The 14876-nt window shown below is 66.5% G+C and carries 16 protein-coding genes; all 16 read right to left on the bottom strand.

Annotation, left to right across the window (positions count from 1 at the left end; all coding sequences use genetic code 11):
- Positions 1-31: 31 nt before the first annotated feature.
- The 16 genes from ACDA63_RS08710 to ACDA63_RS08635 all read right to left on the bottom strand — a co-directional run bounded on the left by ACDA63_RS08710 (position 32) and on the right by ACDA63_RS08635 (position 14777).
- The gene (locus ACDA63_RS08710) at positions 32-832 is read right to left on the bottom strand and encodes a protein-glutamate O-methyltransferase CheR (RefSeq protein WP_373662834.1); all 801 of its coding nucleotides are present in this window, start codon (positions 830-832) and stop codon (positions 32-34) included.
- Positions 833-845: 13 nt separating this feature from the next.
- Positions 846-1379 carry a chemotaxis protein CheW gene (locus tag ACDA63_RS08705; protein ID WP_373662833.1) on the bottom strand — a complete coding sequence of 178 codons (534 nt, stop codon included), beginning with the start codon at positions 1377-1379 and terminating at the stop codon, positions 846-848.
- A gap of 10 nt (positions 1380-1389) precedes the next feature.
- Entirely contained in the window at positions 1390-3015 is a 1626-nt protein-coding gene (locus tag ACDA63_RS08700) for a methyl-accepting chemotaxis protein (RefSeq protein WP_373662832.1), read from the bottom strand.
- Positions 3016-3033: 18 nt separating this feature from the next.
- The gene (locus ACDA63_RS08695) at positions 3034-5217 is read right to left on the bottom strand and encodes a chemotaxis protein CheW (protein ID WP_373662831.1); all 2184 of its coding nucleotides are present in this window, start codon (positions 5215-5217) and stop codon (positions 3034-3036) included.
- Between the two features lie 15 nt (positions 5218-5232).
- Complete coding sequence (locus tag ACDA63_RS08690) at positions 5233-5550, bottom strand: lipid asymmetry maintenance protein MlaB (protein ID WP_373662830.1); 318 nt, start codon at positions 5548-5550, stop codon at positions 5233-5235.
- Between the two features lie 32 nt (positions 5551-5582).
- Entirely contained in the window at positions 5583-5951 is a 369-nt protein-coding gene (locus ACDA63_RS08685) for a response regulator (protein WP_373662829.1), read from the bottom strand.
- A gap of 16 nt (positions 5952-5967) precedes the next feature.
- Positions 5968-7092, bottom strand: a complete 1125-nt coding sequence (locus ACDA63_RS08680; protein WP_373662828.1) for a methyl-accepting chemotaxis protein — start codon at positions 7090-7092, stop codon at positions 5968-5970.
- A 242-nt stretch (positions 7093-7334) separates the two neighbouring features.
- Positions 7335-7886: a hypothetical protein gene (locus ACDA63_RS08675; protein WP_373662827.1), complete on the bottom strand. Its 552-nt coding sequence runs from the start codon at positions 7884-7886 to the stop codon at positions 7335-7337.
- Positions 7879-8943 carry a beta-ketoacyl synthase N-terminal-like domain-containing protein gene (locus ACDA63_RS08670; RefSeq protein ID WP_373662826.1) on the bottom strand — a complete coding sequence of 355 codons (1065 nt, stop codon included), beginning with the start codon at positions 8941-8943 and terminating at the stop codon, positions 7879-7881. The genes ACDA63_RS08675 and ACDA63_RS08670 overlap by 8 nt, the downstream gene beginning before the upstream one ends.
- On the bottom strand, positions 8940-9206 hold the full coding sequence (locus ACDA63_RS08665) for an acyl carrier protein (RefSeq protein ID WP_373662825.1): 267 nt from the start codon (positions 9204-9206) through the stop codon (positions 8940-8942). The genes ACDA63_RS08670 and ACDA63_RS08665 overlap by 4 nt, the downstream gene beginning before the upstream one ends.
- Before the next feature lie 4 nt (positions 9207-9210).
- On the bottom strand, positions 9211-10365 hold the full coding sequence (locus ACDA63_RS08660) for an ABC transporter permease (RefSeq protein ID WP_373662824.1): 1155 nt from the start codon (positions 10363-10365) through the stop codon (positions 9211-9213).
- A gap of 22 nt (positions 10366-10387) precedes the next feature.
- A complete protein-coding gene (locus tag ACDA63_RS08655; protein WP_373662823.1) occupies positions 10388-11308 on the bottom strand; it encodes an ABC transporter ATP-binding protein in 921 nt (306 codons plus the stop codon).
- Positions 11302-12285 carry a BtrH N-terminal domain-containing protein gene (locus ACDA63_RS08650; RefSeq protein ID WP_373662822.1) on the bottom strand — a complete coding sequence of 328 codons (984 nt, stop codon included), beginning with the start codon at positions 12283-12285 and terminating at the stop codon, positions 11302-11304. Before ACDA63_RS08650 ends, ACDA63_RS08655 begins: the two co-directional genes overlap by 7 nt.
- A complete protein-coding gene (locus ACDA63_RS08645) occupies positions 12282-12677 on the bottom strand; it encodes a helix-turn-helix domain-containing protein (RefSeq protein ID WP_373662821.1) in 396 nt (131 codons plus the stop codon). The genes ACDA63_RS08650 and ACDA63_RS08645 overlap by 4 nt, the downstream gene beginning before the upstream one ends.
- On the bottom strand, positions 12677-13810 hold the full coding sequence (locus ACDA63_RS08640) for a beta-ketoacyl-ACP synthase III (protein WP_373662820.1): 1134 nt from the start codon (positions 13808-13810) through the stop codon (positions 12677-12679). The genes ACDA63_RS08645 and ACDA63_RS08640 overlap by 1 nt, the downstream gene beginning before the upstream one ends.
- Positions 13800-14777, bottom strand: coding sequence for a dialkylrecorsinol condensing enzyme (locus ACDA63_RS08635; protein WP_373662819.1), 978 nt, complete (start codon positions 14775-14777; stop codon positions 13800-13802). Before ACDA63_RS08635 ends, ACDA63_RS08640 begins: the two co-directional genes overlap by 11 nt.
- Positions 14778-14876 lie beyond the last annotated feature (99 nt).

Here is a 14876-nt window from a genome sequence, read left to right as displayed (position 1 = left end):
TGCATGCTGTTGGGGGATGGCGGGCATTTTTTCATATTCTCCGATACACCGCCTTGTCGACACGCTGCAGCGGCAGGCGGTGACCGTGCAGTGACTCCGAGTGGCCGACAAAAAGCAGCCCGCCCGGCAGGAGCTGGTCGATGACGCGGCCGAGGATGGCCTGCTTCTTCGCCGCATCGAAATAGATCAGCGCATTGCGCAGAAAAATGACATCGAAGCGGCCCAGGGGGGCGGCGCTGTCGAGCAGGTTGTGCGCGATCACACGCACCTTTTGGCGCAAGGCCCGCTGCACGAGCAGGCTGCCCGCGTATTTGCCCGTGCCGCGCAGGCAGAAGCGCTGCAGGTATCCGGGCGGCATCAGTTCGAGCCGCTGCATGCGGAACATGCCGCTGCGCGCGGCTTCGAGCGCGCGCGAGGACAGATCGCTGGCGACCACCTCCCAATTGCCGTCCGGGCGATGGTCGGCGAGCGACATGGCGATGGAATATGGTTCTTCGCCAGTCGAGCATGCCGCCGACCAGATGCGGATCGCGCCCGTAGACAGCGGCCCGCGCAACAGCCGCGACAGCATCTCGAAATGCGCGGGTTCGCGGAAAAAATACGTCTCGTTGGTCGTCAGCAGATCGATGGCCCGCTGGCGTTCATCCTCGTTGCCCGGCATGGACAGGTGATCGCAGTACGCGTCGAAGCTGGCCAGGCCCAGCAACTCGACGCGCTTGCGCAGCCGCGAGGCGACAAGCGTCTGCTTGCCGGACGCCAGCTGGATTCCGCTGGCATCGGCAAAGAAGCGCTGGAGCTGCAGGAACGCGCGTTCGCTCAGCGCAGACGTCATGAGGCAAACGTCCCTAGACTTCGGCGCCCGCCGCGGACGATGCCGTGGCCGTCGATGCGACCAGTTGTTCCAGCTCGTCGGTCGACAGCACGCGCTCCATGTCCAGCACGACCACGAAGCGCTCATCCAGGTTGAGCATGCACGACACGAAGTCGCTGCGCAGGCCGGTACCGAATCCGGGGCGCTTTTCGAGCCGGGCGGGGTCGACTTCGAGCACTTCGTTGACAGCATCGACGATCACGCCGATCGCATGCACGCCATCTTCGAGCGCGACTTCAACGATCACGATGCAGGTGCGCCTCGCGATGGCCGTCTCGTTGCGCCCGAAGCGCACGGCCAGATCGATCACCGGCACCACCGCACCGCGCAGATTGATCACACCGCGCAGGAACGCGGGCGTGAGCGGGATCTGCGTCAGTCCCGGGAACTCGATGATCTCGCGGATCGGCGCGATCGGCACGGCGAACAACTCACCGGCCGAGGTAAAGGTCAGGTACTGCTGCATGCCGGCCGACGTGGCCGGCCCGCTCAGTTTCGGCGCTTCCATGGGCTTGCCCTCAGAAGCGTTCGAAAGCCGATTCATCGATCTCCGACCCGCTGCCGGCCGGACGCATCGCCGAGCGCATCGCAGGTGCGGCCGGACGTGCCGAACGCGGCGCGCGCAGGGTGTCGGCCTCGGTGCGGAAGAACTGCATCAGCTCTTGCAGTTGCAGCGCCTGCGAGCTCATTTCCTCGGCCGTCGAAGACAGCTCTTCGGATGCCGAAGCATTGGCCTGCGTGGTCTGCGAAACCTGGTTGATCGCCACGTTGATCTGCTCCAGCCCGCTGCTCTGCTCGCGCGACGCAGCGGCGATCTCCTGCACCAGATCGGCGGTGCGCGTGATCGACGGCTCCAGATCATTGAACAGAGAGCCGGCGCGTTCAGCCTGCTCCACGCTGCTGCCCGCCACCGAACCAATCTCTTGCGCTGCGACCTGTGCGCGCTCCGCGAGCTTGCGCACTTCGGCGGCAACCACGGCAAAGCCGCGCCCGGCTTCGCCCGCGCGCGCGGCTTCAATGGCCGCGTTCAGGGCCAGCAGGTTGGTCTGATAGGCGATGTCGTCGATGATGCCGATCTTCTCGGCGATCTGCTTCATCGCGCTCACCGTCTGGCGCACGGCCTGGCCACCTTCGGCCGCATCCTTCGCCGAACGCGAGGCGATGCCGTCGGTGACGCGCGCGTTTTCCGTGTTCTGCGCAACGGTCGCGGAGATCTCTTCCATCGAGGCGCTGGTCTCTTCAACGCTGGCAGCCTGTTCGGATGCGTTCTGGCTCAGCACCTGAGCCGACGAGGACAACTGCTCGCTGGCCGAGGCCAGCGCGTCGGCAGCGCCGCGTACGTCGCCGACCACGCGGGTCAGGCGCGTCACCATCTGGCCCATCCCGGCCAGCAGGCTGGTCTCGTCGCCCTGACGCAGATTGACCTTCACCGTCATGTCGCCACCGGCAACGCGGCGCACCACCTCGGCCGCGTAGTCAGGTTCGCCGCCGAGCTGGCGGGTGATGATGCGCGTGACCGCCAGACCGAGCGCGATGGCCAGCGCCACGGAGACCGCGATCAGCGTGATCATGACGGTGCGGGCGTTGGCGACGGCCGCCATGCCGGATTCGTTCGCGATCTTGGCCTGGTCGCCGTTCTCATCCATCAGCGCGCCGAGTGTTTCTTCGATGGCGTTGGTGGCCTTGCGCGCGGTGCCGTTGGAGAGCTGTGCGGCTTCTTCTTTCTTGCCTGCGGCAACCAGCTCGGCCGTCTTGTCGTTCTGCGCAAGGTAGTCGGGGATCTGCGCATCGAGCTGCTTGACCAATGCGCCTTCCTTGTCGGAAAGGGGCGTTGCGCGGTAGGCGGCCATGGCCTTGTTGAACTTGTCCCAGTGGCCGCGCGCGCGCTCCACGGTGTCGCGGGCGGCATCCGCATCCAGCGAGGCCAGCCGGCTGTAGGCACGCGAGTGCGCGGCCTGTCGGCCGGCAGCGTCGGCGAGCATCTGGATCGAATAGATGTTGTTGCGGTAGGTGTCGTCCAGCAGCCCGCCGATCTGCGTGATGCGGGTCAGGCCATAGACGCCCACCGCGGCCGTGATGACCGAGCAGGCGAGGAAGGTGACGAGAAGCTTTTGCGCAAGCTTCAGGCGAAGAAACCAGTTCATTCGTTCAACTCCGGTGAGTTACTTCTGTGGGATGACGCCGGCATTCAACGTGCCGGTCGCGTCCGCCTCTTCGGGGGAAACGCCCGATGCAACGAGCATGGGTACGTCGAGAATCAGTGCAACCGAGCCATTGCCCAGGATCGTCGATCCGGACAGGCCCTTGAGACCACGGAACAGTTGTCCCAGCGGTTTGATCACCGCCTGGAACTCGCCGAGCAGACGGTCGACGACCAGGCCCGCGCGATGTTGTCCGTACTCCACCACCACCAGGCTTTCGCGCGATCCGGCGTCGGCCGGTGGCAGGTCGAATAGTTCGCGCAGGCGCACATAAGGCAGCGCCTCGCCGCGCAGATTGAGGATGTGCTGGCCGCCGGAGCCACTTTGCATGTCGGCGCATTCGACGACCATGTCGAGCGGGATGACGAATACCGCGTCCCCCACGGCAACCTGGAACCCGTCGATGATCGCCAGCGTCAGCGGCAGGCGGATGCGCATCGTGGTGCCGACACCCGGCGCGGTGTCGATCTCGATGGCTCCGCGCAACTGTTCGATGTTGCGTTTGACCACGTCCATGCCGACGCCGCGCCCCGAGAGGTTCGTGACTTTCGCGGCGGTGGAAAAGCCGGGCGCGAAGATCAACTGGTGGACTTCGGCATCGGTCAGTTGCGCGTCGGCCGAAATCAATTCCTTTTCGATTGCCTTCTCGCGGATGCGGCCAGCGTCCAGCCCGCGACCGTCGTCGCTCACTTCGATCACGATGCAGCCAGACTCGTGGTAGGCATGCAGGCGCAGTTGCCCGACGCCGGGCTTGCCAGCGGCTTCGCGCGCATCAACCGGTTCGATACCGTGGTCCATCGCGTTGCGCACGATGTGCATCAGCGGGTCGGAGAGCTTCTCGACCATCGATTTGTCGAGTTCGGTCTCGGCGCCGGTGATGGTAAGTTCGATACGCTTGCCGAGTTCCTGCGAGACGTCGCGCACTACGCGCGGAAAGCGCTGGAACACTTCGCCGATGGGGATCATGCGCAGGTTCAGCGCGCGGTCGCGGATCTGTTCGACCAGTTGCGCCACTTCGCCCAGCGCTTCGGACAGCACCGACTGGCGGGCGCGATCGGCAACCAGCCGCGCGCCGGCACTGGCGATCACCAGTTCTCCGACGAGGTTGATGAGCTGGTCGAGCTTGGCAGCTTCGACCTTGATGACCTTTTGCTCGTGCGAGCGACGCTCTTCGGTCTGCTTCTGGCGCGCGAGCGCCGCGGCCACCACGGGCGGCTGCACCACGTCTTCCTGCACCAGCAGTTGGCCCAGCAGCGTGCCCGGCGCCTCGCCAGCCTGCATCGCCAGCATTTCCGCGAGTTCGGTCTGCGTCAGCGTGCCGCCGGCTGCCAGCAATTCGCCGAGGCGGCGCGGCTGGCTGTCGTCCTGGGCTTCGATCAGCGCCACGTATTCGCTGATACGCGCGCGTGGTGGCAGGATGCGGATGCGGCTGTCCTCGCGGACGAATTCGAAGACGGCTTCGAGCGTTTCCTTGCTGGCATCGCTTTGCAGGTCGATCTCGAAACCGAGGTAACAGGTCTCCGGATCCATCGCGTCGGCAGCGGGAATCGCCTCGGTCAGCGTGTGAACGCCAACGAGCTTGCCCAGGCCGCCGAGATAACGGATGAACGATAGCGGGTCCATGCCGTGACGCAGCGTGTCGGGGCCAAAGCGCAGCGACAGGTGCCAGTTTTCGTTGCCGACGGAGCCGGCTTCGGCCTCCCATTGAGCCGTCTGTTCCAGCGCTGCGGTCGGGGCCGGAGCGTTGGCCGACGGGCGGCCCAGCCGCGCTTCGAGCGATGCCAATAGCAGCGTGCGGCGTTCGGGGTCCGGGTCTTCGCTTTCGGTGCCGGTTTCGACGGCTTCGATCAGGCGGCCAAGATAGTCGCCACAAGCCAGCAGGGTGGACACAAGCTCGCCGTCCAGCGACAGCACGCCATTGCGTACGCGGTCGAGCACGCTTTCCATCACGTGCGTGAAGCTGACGATCAGGTCGAGCGCGAACAGCCCGGCCGAACCCTTGATGGTGTGGGCTGCGCGGAAGATGGCGTTGATGCGGTCGTCATCGGCGCCATAGGTTTCGATGTCGAGCAACGCGGCTTCCTGTGCGGCGAGCAGTTCGCGTGCCTCCTGCACCAGTGCGTCGCGAGCGGCGGAAAGATCCATGTTTGAAGTCCTGCGTCAGTTCGTGAGCAAGGTGGCGGGTGCGTCGAACAGCGCGCCGAGATTGAATGTCTCCAGCGCGTTGAGCACTGCCTGGCTGTGGCCGCTCCAGCGGATGGTGCGGGCGCGCGCGAGTGCTTCGCTGCGGGCTAGCAGCATGAGCTGCACCCCGCAGGTATCCAGATCGCTCACGCCGGACAGGTCAATGTGTAGGGTTTCGTTGTCGCTGACGAAGGCGATCAATGCCTGCTTGATCGCATCGGCGTTGTAGATGCCGACTTCGCCGGCGAGGGCGAGCGTATCCGGCCCGCTTTCGGTCGCAGTGAAATCATTCATGGCGTGTTGTTGTCTCGAGGGGATGCGTGCGCTCAGGGGGCGATCAGCTTGGCGACGGCGTCGAGCAGCGCGGGCGGCTGAAAGGGCTTGAGCACCCAGGCCCGCACGCCGGCTTCCTTGCCCGCGAGGACCTTGGCCTGATCGCTTTCGGTGGTGAGCATGATCACCGGCGTGAAGCGATAGGCCGGCAACGCCTTGGCGGCCTTCACGAAGCTGATGCCGTCCATGTTCGGCATGTTCACGTCGGAGATGATCAGGTTGAAGCGCGTGCCATCGAGCTTGGCCAGTGCGTCGCGGCCGTCGGTGGCCTCGACGACGTCATACCCCACGCCACGCAGCGCGATCACCAGGGTCTGACGCAGGCTGAACGAATCGTCGACGATGAGAATGGTTTTGCTCATGGTGGCTATGTCGTTGTTAGAAGAATGTGATGGACGACTGCGCGGCGCCGCCGCCGGACTGGATGCCGTGCACCTGCCGCTGTTCCAGCATGGTGTAGCTGGCGGCCAGCGTGTCGCGCCAGTGGATCGGATCGGGCACGGCGGCGTGCACGTCGTCGCGCAGAGTGCCGGCGGCCTGCGTCATGCGGTCCATGTCGTGCGTGACGTGATCGATCACCTGATGCACGCGATCCTGAAATTGCAGATGCACCAGCACGCCGGCGATGTCCGATTCGAGCGCCTGACGTTCTTCGCGCAGCCGTTCGACGGACGCGCGCATGCCGGTGGCGGTGGTGTTGAAGTCTGCGACGATGCGTTGCGCGGCGTCGTGCGCCTGCGCTACGGCGGTACTTTCCTGCGCGGCAAACTGTTCGGATTGTTCGAGCGCGGTGGAGATCGCGTCCCCCACCGTGTTGACCGTCTCCTGGATGCGCTTGCCGGTCTCGCCCGATTGCGTCGATAGCTTGCGCACCTCGTCGGCCACGACTGCGAAACCGCGTCCTGACTCACCTGCGCGCGCCGCTTCGATGGCGGCGTTGAGCGCCAGCAGGTTGGTTTGCTTGGCGATGTTGGCGACTTCGTCCGCCATGCGGCGCAGGTCGTCGGCGTAGGCGGCCACGCCGCTGATCTGCTCCATCAGGCGCACGCGGAAATCCTGCGTCTGGTTGAGCGTGGCGATGATCTCCTGCAAGCCCTGTTCGGCGGCGTGGATGGTCGTCAGCGCATCGCCTTCGGCCTGGTCGCGTTCGTGGCCGGCAGCCAGGCGCTCGGAGAGCGAAGCGAACTGGTGGCTGAGCGCATCGATGGCGTCCTTGATCTGTTGCTGCACCAATCCGACATGTCCGCTCCACAGTGGCACCACGTCGGCGACCAGCGAAGCCAGCGCGGGCGATGTGCTCGATGCGTCATCCGGTTCCACGGCGGTTACCGCCACCGGCGCCGTGACGCTCGTCCGGTGACGCGGGCCGAGCACGGCGAGTGCGACAAGGGCGATCGCACCCCACAGGGCGCCGTGCCACCACGTCGATGCGAACAGTGATACGACGACAAGATTGGTCAGACCGAACAACAGGGCGGGCGCACGGGCGCGCAACGAACTCATCACGGACATTCTTCCTTGGCATGCAGCCTGGCGGCCTGGTGACCACTGCTGCGGATGCCTCGGTTAACGGCCATGGTGTTCGCATCTTGATGCCGCATGCCGCCAAACGGTCGGCGCTGCCATTCGGCGGAACGCCTTAAGTCATCAGGGTTTTGGTCGCAAACGGATTTCCGTCCGAATTGCGAATTTGTGTGTCGGGCTGTTGCGGACCGTTCAAGAAAGCAAGGCCGCGGACGGGGCGCTTACGCTGAGAGCAATGTCTGCCAGCGCGCTGCGGTTGCGGCTGCGTCGCCCACGACATCGGCGTGGGCGGGTTCGCAAGGGATGAGTCTCACCCAGTGGGACAGCAGTGGGTCTTCTTCGAGCACGCCGAACAGCACGCCCGTCGGCCCCGCGGCCTGGCACGCCAGCGCAAAAGCGTCTTCGGCATGGGGCGACGCAAGAAAGACGGCATCGCCACGCCAGGCAAGGCGTCCGGCGAGTGCGGCGAGCGTCTGGCTGGTCTGGCTCTGCAGGAAAGTGAATGGCATGGGCAGGCCGTCTTGCGCCTGCATCAACGCTTGATGCGTGGGCGATGCCGTGGCGCGCCGGCTGCACAGCCGCAGGACCGCGTCGGCAGGCATGGCGCTTTCGGCCGCGTCATCGACGCAGCGCAGTGCGCCGTACAGCGCCAGTTCGGTCCACGTGCCCAAACGACGGGGACGCTCCCCCAGGCGCGCCGCGAGGCGATCGCGCCAATCCGGCGGCGTCGCGTCGAGATGTCGGCCGATGATGCGCAGCGAGCATTCACGCATCGGGCGCCTCGCAATCCTGGAGCAGCACGGCAGCATGGCCGCCACCGAAGCCGAGGATGTCGACCAAGACGTAGCGAGATCGTGGGAGATGTTCGGCCAGCGCGCAGCCGAGCGCATCGTCGAACGCGTAGTCAGCGCGCGGCAGCACGCCGCCTTCGATGCTCGCCGTGAGCAGCGCCAGTTCCGCGGCACCGGAGGCGCCGAGCGTGTGTCCCATCACGTGCTTGAACGAAGTCACTGCGACGTCCGGGCCGAACACGCTGCGCAGTGCATGCGCTTCGGTGGCATCGTTGCCGGGGCTTCCCGCGGCCTGTGCCTTGATGAGACTCACCGATGCCGCATCGACGCCTGCGTCGGCGAGCGTGCGCTGCGCCATCGCGCAGACAGCTTCGTGGCTGGCACCGGCGGGGTCGGTGCCGTCGACCACGTTGGCCCCGCCCGCGAGGCGCCAGCGTGAATGCGTGCGAGACAAGCGAAGTGCCGCGACGGCTTCGCCCAGCACCAGTCCATTGCGTGTCGCACCGAATGGTTGCGCGCGGGAGGGTGCGAGCAACTGCATGGCGGCGAAGCCGCGCAGGGTGAACGTATTGCCGAGCTCGACGCCGAGCACGAGCGCATCGTCGGCGGACCCTGCATCGATCATGTCCCGCGCCGCGAGGATGGCGTTGATCGATGAGGTGCACGCCGTCGCCACGGCAAACACCGGCCCGCGCCAATCCAGCCATTCCGCGATGCGCTGCGCGAATGCTGTGCAGTCGGGAATGAAGTCGGCCGGGTTGGCTTCGGCGGCACCCACGTCCAACGACGATGAAGCCACCAACAGCGGCGCATGACGTACGGCGTTGCCGCCCGCTTCTGCGACCACGCGCTCGATGAGCGTGCGCGCGCGCGCATACCAGGCCGCCATGTCGAACGGAATCGGTCGATACGGGAAGCGCCCGAAGTCGTCCAGGTCAACCATGCGGACGGGGGCGTCACCATCGAGCGCTGCGACCGAAGCGGCAACATCCAGCCCGAGCGCGCAGGCCAGCCCGCGTCCGGCGAAATACACGCTCATGCGCCCCGCTCGGCGAGATAGGCCGCAAGCGTGGCTGCACTGGACAGCGCGCGGCGTGTCTCCTTGCTGTCGGTGATGCGGATGCCATAGCGCTGCTGGATGGCCATCGAAATCTGCAGCGCATCGAGCGAATCGAGCGCGAGGCGCGCTTCGGGGCCGAAGAGGGCTTCGTCGTCACCGATGCCGCCGGCCGGATCGGGCTTATCGGCGGCGTCCAGGATGAGCGTCTTGATCTGCGCGGTGAGGGTGACGATGTCGGTCATGGATTCAGTGACGGATGCGGCGACGGAACAACAGGCTGGCGGCGACGAACATCACCAGTGCAAAAGCCAGCAGGCGCAGCACCGGCTGTTCGATCGAGGCTACGTCGCCGCCGCGCACAAGCACGCCGAGCATGGCGTCGAGCGCCCAGTTCATTGGCGAAGCGCCGGCCAGCTTCTGCATGAACAGCGGCATGACGAAGGTCGGCACCATGATCCCGCCGATGGCCGCCATGATGACGTTGATGATCGGGCCGACCGCTCCCGCCTGCGCATGCGTGCGTACGAGGCTTGCCACGAAGAGTGCGAGCGCGACGGCGGCGCACCCGGTCGCCAGCACGGCCACCAGCAGCGCGCCCGGGTGCACGCCCGCGAATGACAGACCATCGCCCCCGAGCAACGGCATCAGCCACGCGCCGACGGCCAGCATTGCGCCTGCCTGGATGAGATTCACGATCAGGTACGGCAGGGCCTTGGCGGCAACCTGTATGCGCGGCGGCACGCTCAGGGTGTTGAGCCGCGCGAGGATGCCGCTGTCGCGCTCCTGCACGAACAGGTTCGACATGGCCGCAACGACGAAGAACATGCCGAAAATCAGCCAGGCCGGTACGTTGTACTGAACGGCGGTGGGATGTACGCCCGTCGTGAGCCGTTCGGCTGCGACAAAGCGCGATATCGATGCCGCGCCTTCGGGTGCCATGCCGAGGAAGCGATCGAGCAACGCGTTGGCGCGCAGTTCGCCGACGAGCGCCGCGAGCTCAGCAGCGGTGCTGCGGAATAGCCCAGGGTCAAGACCGGGTTCGGCAATCAGTCGGAGCTTGACGCCGTCGGGGGCGGCGGGCAGCGACAGCGCGTGCGAGAAATCGCGTTCGATCACCAGCACGTAACGCAGCCGTGCATCGGCCAGTCCCGCCTGCCAATTGTCGGCGGTTTGCGCGATGCCGCGCCGTGCCGCCCAGCGGTCGACCAGTTCGCGCGCAGCGGGGCCGTTGTCGTTCATGACGACGGCGTAGGCGTACTGCTGGACCGGCGGGTTGTACACGTCCTTGAGCGCCAGCGACATGATCACGATGAACACCAGCGGCATGACGAACAGCGCGCCCAGGCCGTGGATGTCGCGCAGCAGGGCGCGCAACTCCTTTGCCATCAATGCGCGCAGCATGGGAGCCTCGGTGTTGGCATGCTCAATCCCTCAACGAGCGCTCGGTCAGGCGCATGAAGAGTTGTTCCAGATTGTCGTGGCCGTAGTGCGCGCGCGTGAGCGTGCCGCCGTGGGCTTCGATCGCTGCAAGTGCCTGCACGGGGTTCGCGTTGGCGTTCAGTGCCAGCGTGACCGTGATGCCGTCGACGGCGGTCGTGCCCCACGGCGCGAGCAGCGTGGCGAGCGCGTGCGGCGCGACGCCGTCGGCGGACACACGCAAGGTCCGCGCGCCTTCGGCAAGCAATTGCGAAAGCGTGGCATCGCGCAGCAGGCGGCCGTGATCAATGATGGCGATGCGATCGGCGATGGCCTCGATCTCATCCATGTAATGCGAGGTGTAGATTACCGCCGCGCCTGCGCGCGCCAGCGAGCGTACCGCGTCGAGGATGAACGCCCGCGATTGCGGATCGACGCCGACGGTGGGCTCGTCGAGCAGGATCAGATCGGGTTCGGGCAATAGCGCGATGGCGAGGTTCAGCCGTCGCTTGAGACCGCCCGAAAGCTGCTCGCCACGGGTGTGCGCGAAACGTTCGAGTTGCGCGAAAGCCATGCACGCTTCGCACCTTTCGCGCAGTCGCATGCCGGACAGCCGTGAGGCGGCGGCGAAGACCTTGAGGTTCTCGCGGACCGACAGCATGGGGTAGAAAGCGTGGTCTTGCGGCGCCAGCGCGATGCGCGTGGGGGCCGTGCGGCGCAGCGCTTCCAGTGCCATGCCGTCGATGTCGATGGTGCCGCGCTGGATCGTCAGGCGTCCGGCCAGGTGCGAGATGAGCGTGGTCTTGCCGGCTCCGTTGGGGCCGAGCAGGCCGAGGATCTCTCCGCGCGCGACGCTGAGCGAAATGTCGTCCAGTGCCGGACGTACGGCGCCCGCGTACTGGAAGGAAAGATTCTGGATGTTCAGCATGCGCGTGCGAGGTCGCGGAAGAACTGCTCTTCGGCGTCGGCCTGCGCGTGCAGCAGCCGCGCGAGCTCGGCGGGCACCATCGGCTCGCGTGCGCGGAGCATGCGTGCTGCGCGCAGTGCGAAGGCGCGCCAGTCGTCGCCAATGCGCATCAAGCGATCGGCGAACACATCCAGCCCCGCGCGGCCCGTCAGTTGCGCGGCTTCCTGCAGGAACGCGGCGTAGATGAAGCGGAAGCCTGCGCCACCCGTGCCGATTTCTTCCTGCATGCGTACGACATGGCCGACGAAGGGCGCGGTAGCGGCATGCGCGGGGTCGAGGGAAGCGAGCTTGCGGGCCAGCATGCGCATGGCGCGCACACCGGCGATCGGGACGGGCGCACGCATGCCGCGGCAGGTCTTGCGAATCGCACGCAGGATGTCGTCGGCATCGGGCTGCGGACGGCCGACGCCTTCCGCGTAGTAGAGCATGCCGCGCGGCGCGAGCAATCCCTTGGCGAAACGCGCGCGGCTCAGGTCCGCGGCGGCGCAGGTTTGCGGCGTTTCGAAGACCGGATCGCTGATGTCGTATTGCTCGCCATGGCGTCCGAATACCAGCAGGTTGTGCGCATTGAAGTGAAAGCGCATGTCCTGCGGGAAATACGGCAGCCAGAATACCGAGGTCTGCAGGCCGACCACGCGTCCTTCATCGAGCAGGGCGTCGAGACGCTGCGCGGCAGTCTGCGGCGAGCGGAAGGTCTCGAAGCGAAAGCGCGCGCCGAATGGCCGCGACAGTCCCTTGATGATGGCGCGCGGCGGCATGCGGTAAGCCACCAGCGGCAGCCCCTGCAGGCGGATGAAGGGCAGGTAGGCGAACGACAGCGCCGACGACAGGCCGAAGGCCATCGCTTCGCTGACGTCAGCCCCGTGGTGACGCAGCAGCGCAGAGATGGCCCCGCTTTCGCAGTGCGCCGCGTGGCGATGTTCAAAGCGTGCGTTCACGGCACGCTCCGCAAGGTGGCGATGTCGAGCCCCAACGCATCCGCATAGCGTTGCAGAAGGTGCGCCGGCAGTTTGGCGAACGTGGCCGGACGCAGATGGCGCCGTACCCGCCAGCGCCAGATGCCGGTCGCTTGCGCGAGGAGCGCCAGGTCCATGCGACGGTCGTGCATCCAGTATTCCAGTGGAGAAGCGAGTCCCTGGCGCGCGCGCTGGCGTGCTTCTTCGGCCAGGGCGCGAAGCGCGTCGACCGCCTGCGTGGTCACGATCTCTTCGACCTCCCAGCCGCGCGACGCGACGCTCACGATGCGGCCCTGCGCATCGCGCGCGTAGACCGCCTTGCGCTGTCCGTCGTGCGTGCGATTGCCTTCCTGCGGGACGGCGCCGACTTCCATCAGACGGCCTCCAGGCAGACGAAGCCGCTGGAGAAGCGACCGCTTTCCGGTACGTACATGAGCAAGCGCTGGCCGCACGAGATGCGCCCGGAGCGGAACAGCTCATCGAGCATGATGTAAGGCGAGGCCGAGCCGGTGTTGCCGCGCGTGGTGAGATTGGTGAACCAGCGCTCGCGCGGGATCGGCAGGCCGATCTCTTCCAGCGTGGCGGCGAGCCGGTCGGCGAAATAGCACGACGACATGTGTGGCAGGAACCAGTCGACGTCCTGCGCGCGCAAACCGTGCTTGGCGATCAGCGCCGTGAGCGGTTCGGCGAACGTGGCGCGGGCGATGTTCTCGTCGAGCAGCCGCACGTCCTGCTTGACGGCGAAGATCGACTTGCTGGCCCAGTCGCTGACGGGGTGATGCAACCACCCTGCGAGCGATCCGTCCGCGCGCTTGTCCGCGCCCGCATACATGCACGCGGGCAGTTCATGGGCGGCCGATGACAGCTCGATCCACTCGATGCGCAGCGACAGTGGGCCGCGCGGTTCGCGTTCCAGCAGCATGGCGCCGGCGCCATCGGAGAGCATCCAGCGCAGGAAGTCCTTTTCGAAGGCGATTTCGGGGCGCGCTTCGAGCATGTTCACCTGGTGTTCGGATTCCGCTTCGAAGTGGCGTGCCAGCAGGATCGGCGAAGCCAGTTCGGAGCCGGTCGCCACGGCACGCCGGGCATCGCCTGCGCGTACCGACAACCAGGCGTGCTTGAGTGCGGCGGTGCCCGACAGGCAGATGCCCGCGAACGAGGTGACCTCAAGGCGCGGCCAGCCCAGCTCGCCGTGCACCATCACGCCATGACCCGGCATGAGCTGGTCAGGCAGCGAGGTGCCGCACGCCAGGGCGTCGACGCGGCCGACTTCGCCCAGTTCGCGTATCGCCCGGGCGGTGAGCTGGGCGTTGCTCATCGCCGGCTCGCCCGTGGCGCGGTCGATGGCGTAATGGCGCTGGCGGATGCCGTTAGAGCGCAGCACGATGCGCCGTGCACGCGAGGGCTTGCCGCCGATCATGCCGAGGACGGATTCGATTTCGTCGTTGCCAACCGGTTCGAAGGGGAGGAAAGACGCGGTGCGGGTGATGAAGACTTCAGTGCTCATACAGGGACAGACGTTCGGTTCCCGAGCCGGAGGGCGCTTCGAAGCGCGCTTTCAGTGCCGCCAGGCGCCGCGCCATGAAAGGGCGAAGCAGCGCCTGCAGGGCGAGACTCACGGGAACGATGCAAATGATGGCGCATACGAGGAAGGCCACGTACAGCAACAGGAATGGGCGGCGGCGTGCCGCGCCCGCGGGGCCGATGGCACGCAGCAGCCGTCCCCAGACGTGAAAGCTGCGCGTGCCGGCGCGCTCGCTGACATACAGGCGCGGATCGGCATGTACGGCGCCGAGGCCGGCGAGCAGCGGGCCGTCGCCTTTTTCGGCGTTCGTCGCCAGCGCATCCCGCAGGGCGAGACCAAAGCGGCGCGCTCGCAGGATGTCGCGCTCGGCCACGCCTGCCGGCGGCATGCCGAGGAAGGCATCCTTGCGGCCGGTCAGCAACCAGCGCGGGGTGGTGATGAAGGTTGCCAGCGTCGGGCCGGCATCGACCAGCACGACATTGTCGACGAGTCGCGCGCCAACGCCGGTCAGCAGGTTTTTCATGCGTTCCTGCGCCGTCATCCACATGTTGCGGCAGGCGATGACCGTCACCACGGGCTTGCCGCGCAGCAGCCGGGCCGCGACAGGGCTCTTGAGAAAGGCCACGATCGGCGGCGACGGCGCGAGGAACCACACCTGGTAAGGCAGGATGATGAGGTCGAAGTCCTCCTCGCCCGTCAGCGACAGTGGCGCCAGCGACGGCGGCACGAGATGCGCCGACTCCGGGAAGGCATCAAGGAAGCTGAAGAACCCCCACGGGAATGGGTAAGCAGGTTGCGGCCGGATGCGCTCGACGTGAACCACCACGCCGGCCTGCGCGCGCAGGGGCTCGACGATACGCGCAGCGACGGACCAGAGTTGTCCGCTCTGCGAGTAGTCGATCACCAGCACGCGCTTGGTGGAGGCCGGAAGGTGGCTGTCGGGATTCACGGGTACGGCGTTGGGGGGAATCGGAAAATCCGCGCGAGTGTATCACCGGCCCATGCCGGCCCCGCGAGCCGCCGCAACGCTCGTTGGAATCTGATCGCC

The organism is Uliginosibacterium sp. sgz301328, assembly GCF_041807905.1.
Lineage (GTDB): Bacteria > Pseudomonadota > Gammaproteobacteria > Burkholderiales > Rhodocyclaceae > JBGVSA01.
This window is presented reverse-complemented; position numbering and strand designations above follow the sequence as displayed.

Excerpts from the sequence above, each read along its gene's own strand:
- ACDA63_RS08695 (WP_373662831.1), bottom strand. The coding sequence starts at position 5,217 with ATGGATCTTTCCGCCGCTCGCGACGCACTGGTGCAGGAGGCACGCGAA.
- ACDA63_RS08700 (WP_373662832.1), bottom strand. The coding sequence starts at position 3,015 with ATGAACTGGTTTCTTCGCCTGAAGCTTGCGCAAAAGCTTCTCGTCACC.
- ACDA63_RS08660 (WP_373662824.1), bottom strand. The coding sequence starts at position 10,365 with ATGCTGCGCGCATTGATGGCAAAGGAGTTGCGCGCCCTGCTGCGCGAC.
- ACDA63_RS08685 (WP_373662829.1), bottom strand. The coding sequence starts at position 5,951 with ATGAGCAAAACCATTCTCATCGTCGACGATTCGTTCAGCCTGCGTCAG.
- ACDA63_RS08705 (WP_373662833.1), bottom strand. The coding sequence starts at position 1,379 with ATGGAAGCGCCGAAACTGAGCGGGCCGGCCACGTCGGCCGGCATGCAG.
- ACDA63_RS08645 (WP_373662821.1), bottom strand. The coding sequence starts at position 12,677 with ATGGAAGTCGGCGCCGTCCCGCAGGAAGGCAATCGCACGCACGACGGA.
- ACDA63_RS08680 (WP_373662828.1), bottom strand. The coding sequence starts at position 7,092 with ATGAGTTCGTTGCGCGCCCGTGCGCCCGCCCTGTTGTTCGGTCTGACC.
- ACDA63_RS08665 (WP_373662825.1), bottom strand. The coding sequence starts at position 9,206 with ATGACCGACATCGTCACCCTCACCGCGCAGATCAAGACGCTCATCCTG.
- ACDA63_RS08675 (WP_373662827.1), bottom strand. The coding sequence starts at position 7,886 with ATGCGTGAATGCTCGCTGCGCATCATCGGCCGACATCTCGACGCGACG.
- ACDA63_RS08690 (WP_373662830.1), bottom strand. The coding sequence starts at position 5,550 with ATGAATGATTTCACTGCGACCGAAAGCGGGCCGGATACGCTCGCCCTC.
- ACDA63_RS08710 (WP_373662834.1), bottom strand. The coding sequence starts at position 832 with ATGACGTCTGCGCTGAGCGAACGCGCGTTCCTGCAGCTCCAGCGCTTC.
- ACDA63_RS08655 (WP_373662823.1), bottom strand. The coding sequence starts at position 11,308 with ATGCTGAACATCCAGAATCTTTCCTTCCAGTACGCGGGCGCCGTACGT.
- ACDA63_RS08670 (WP_373662826.1), bottom strand. The coding sequence starts at position 8,943 with ATGAGCGTGTATTTCGCCGGACGCGGGCTGGCCTGCGCGCTCGGGCTG.
- ACDA63_RS08640 (WP_373662820.1), bottom strand. The coding sequence starts at position 13,810 with ATGAGCACTGAAGTCTTCATCACCCGCACCGCGTCTTTCCTCCCCTTC.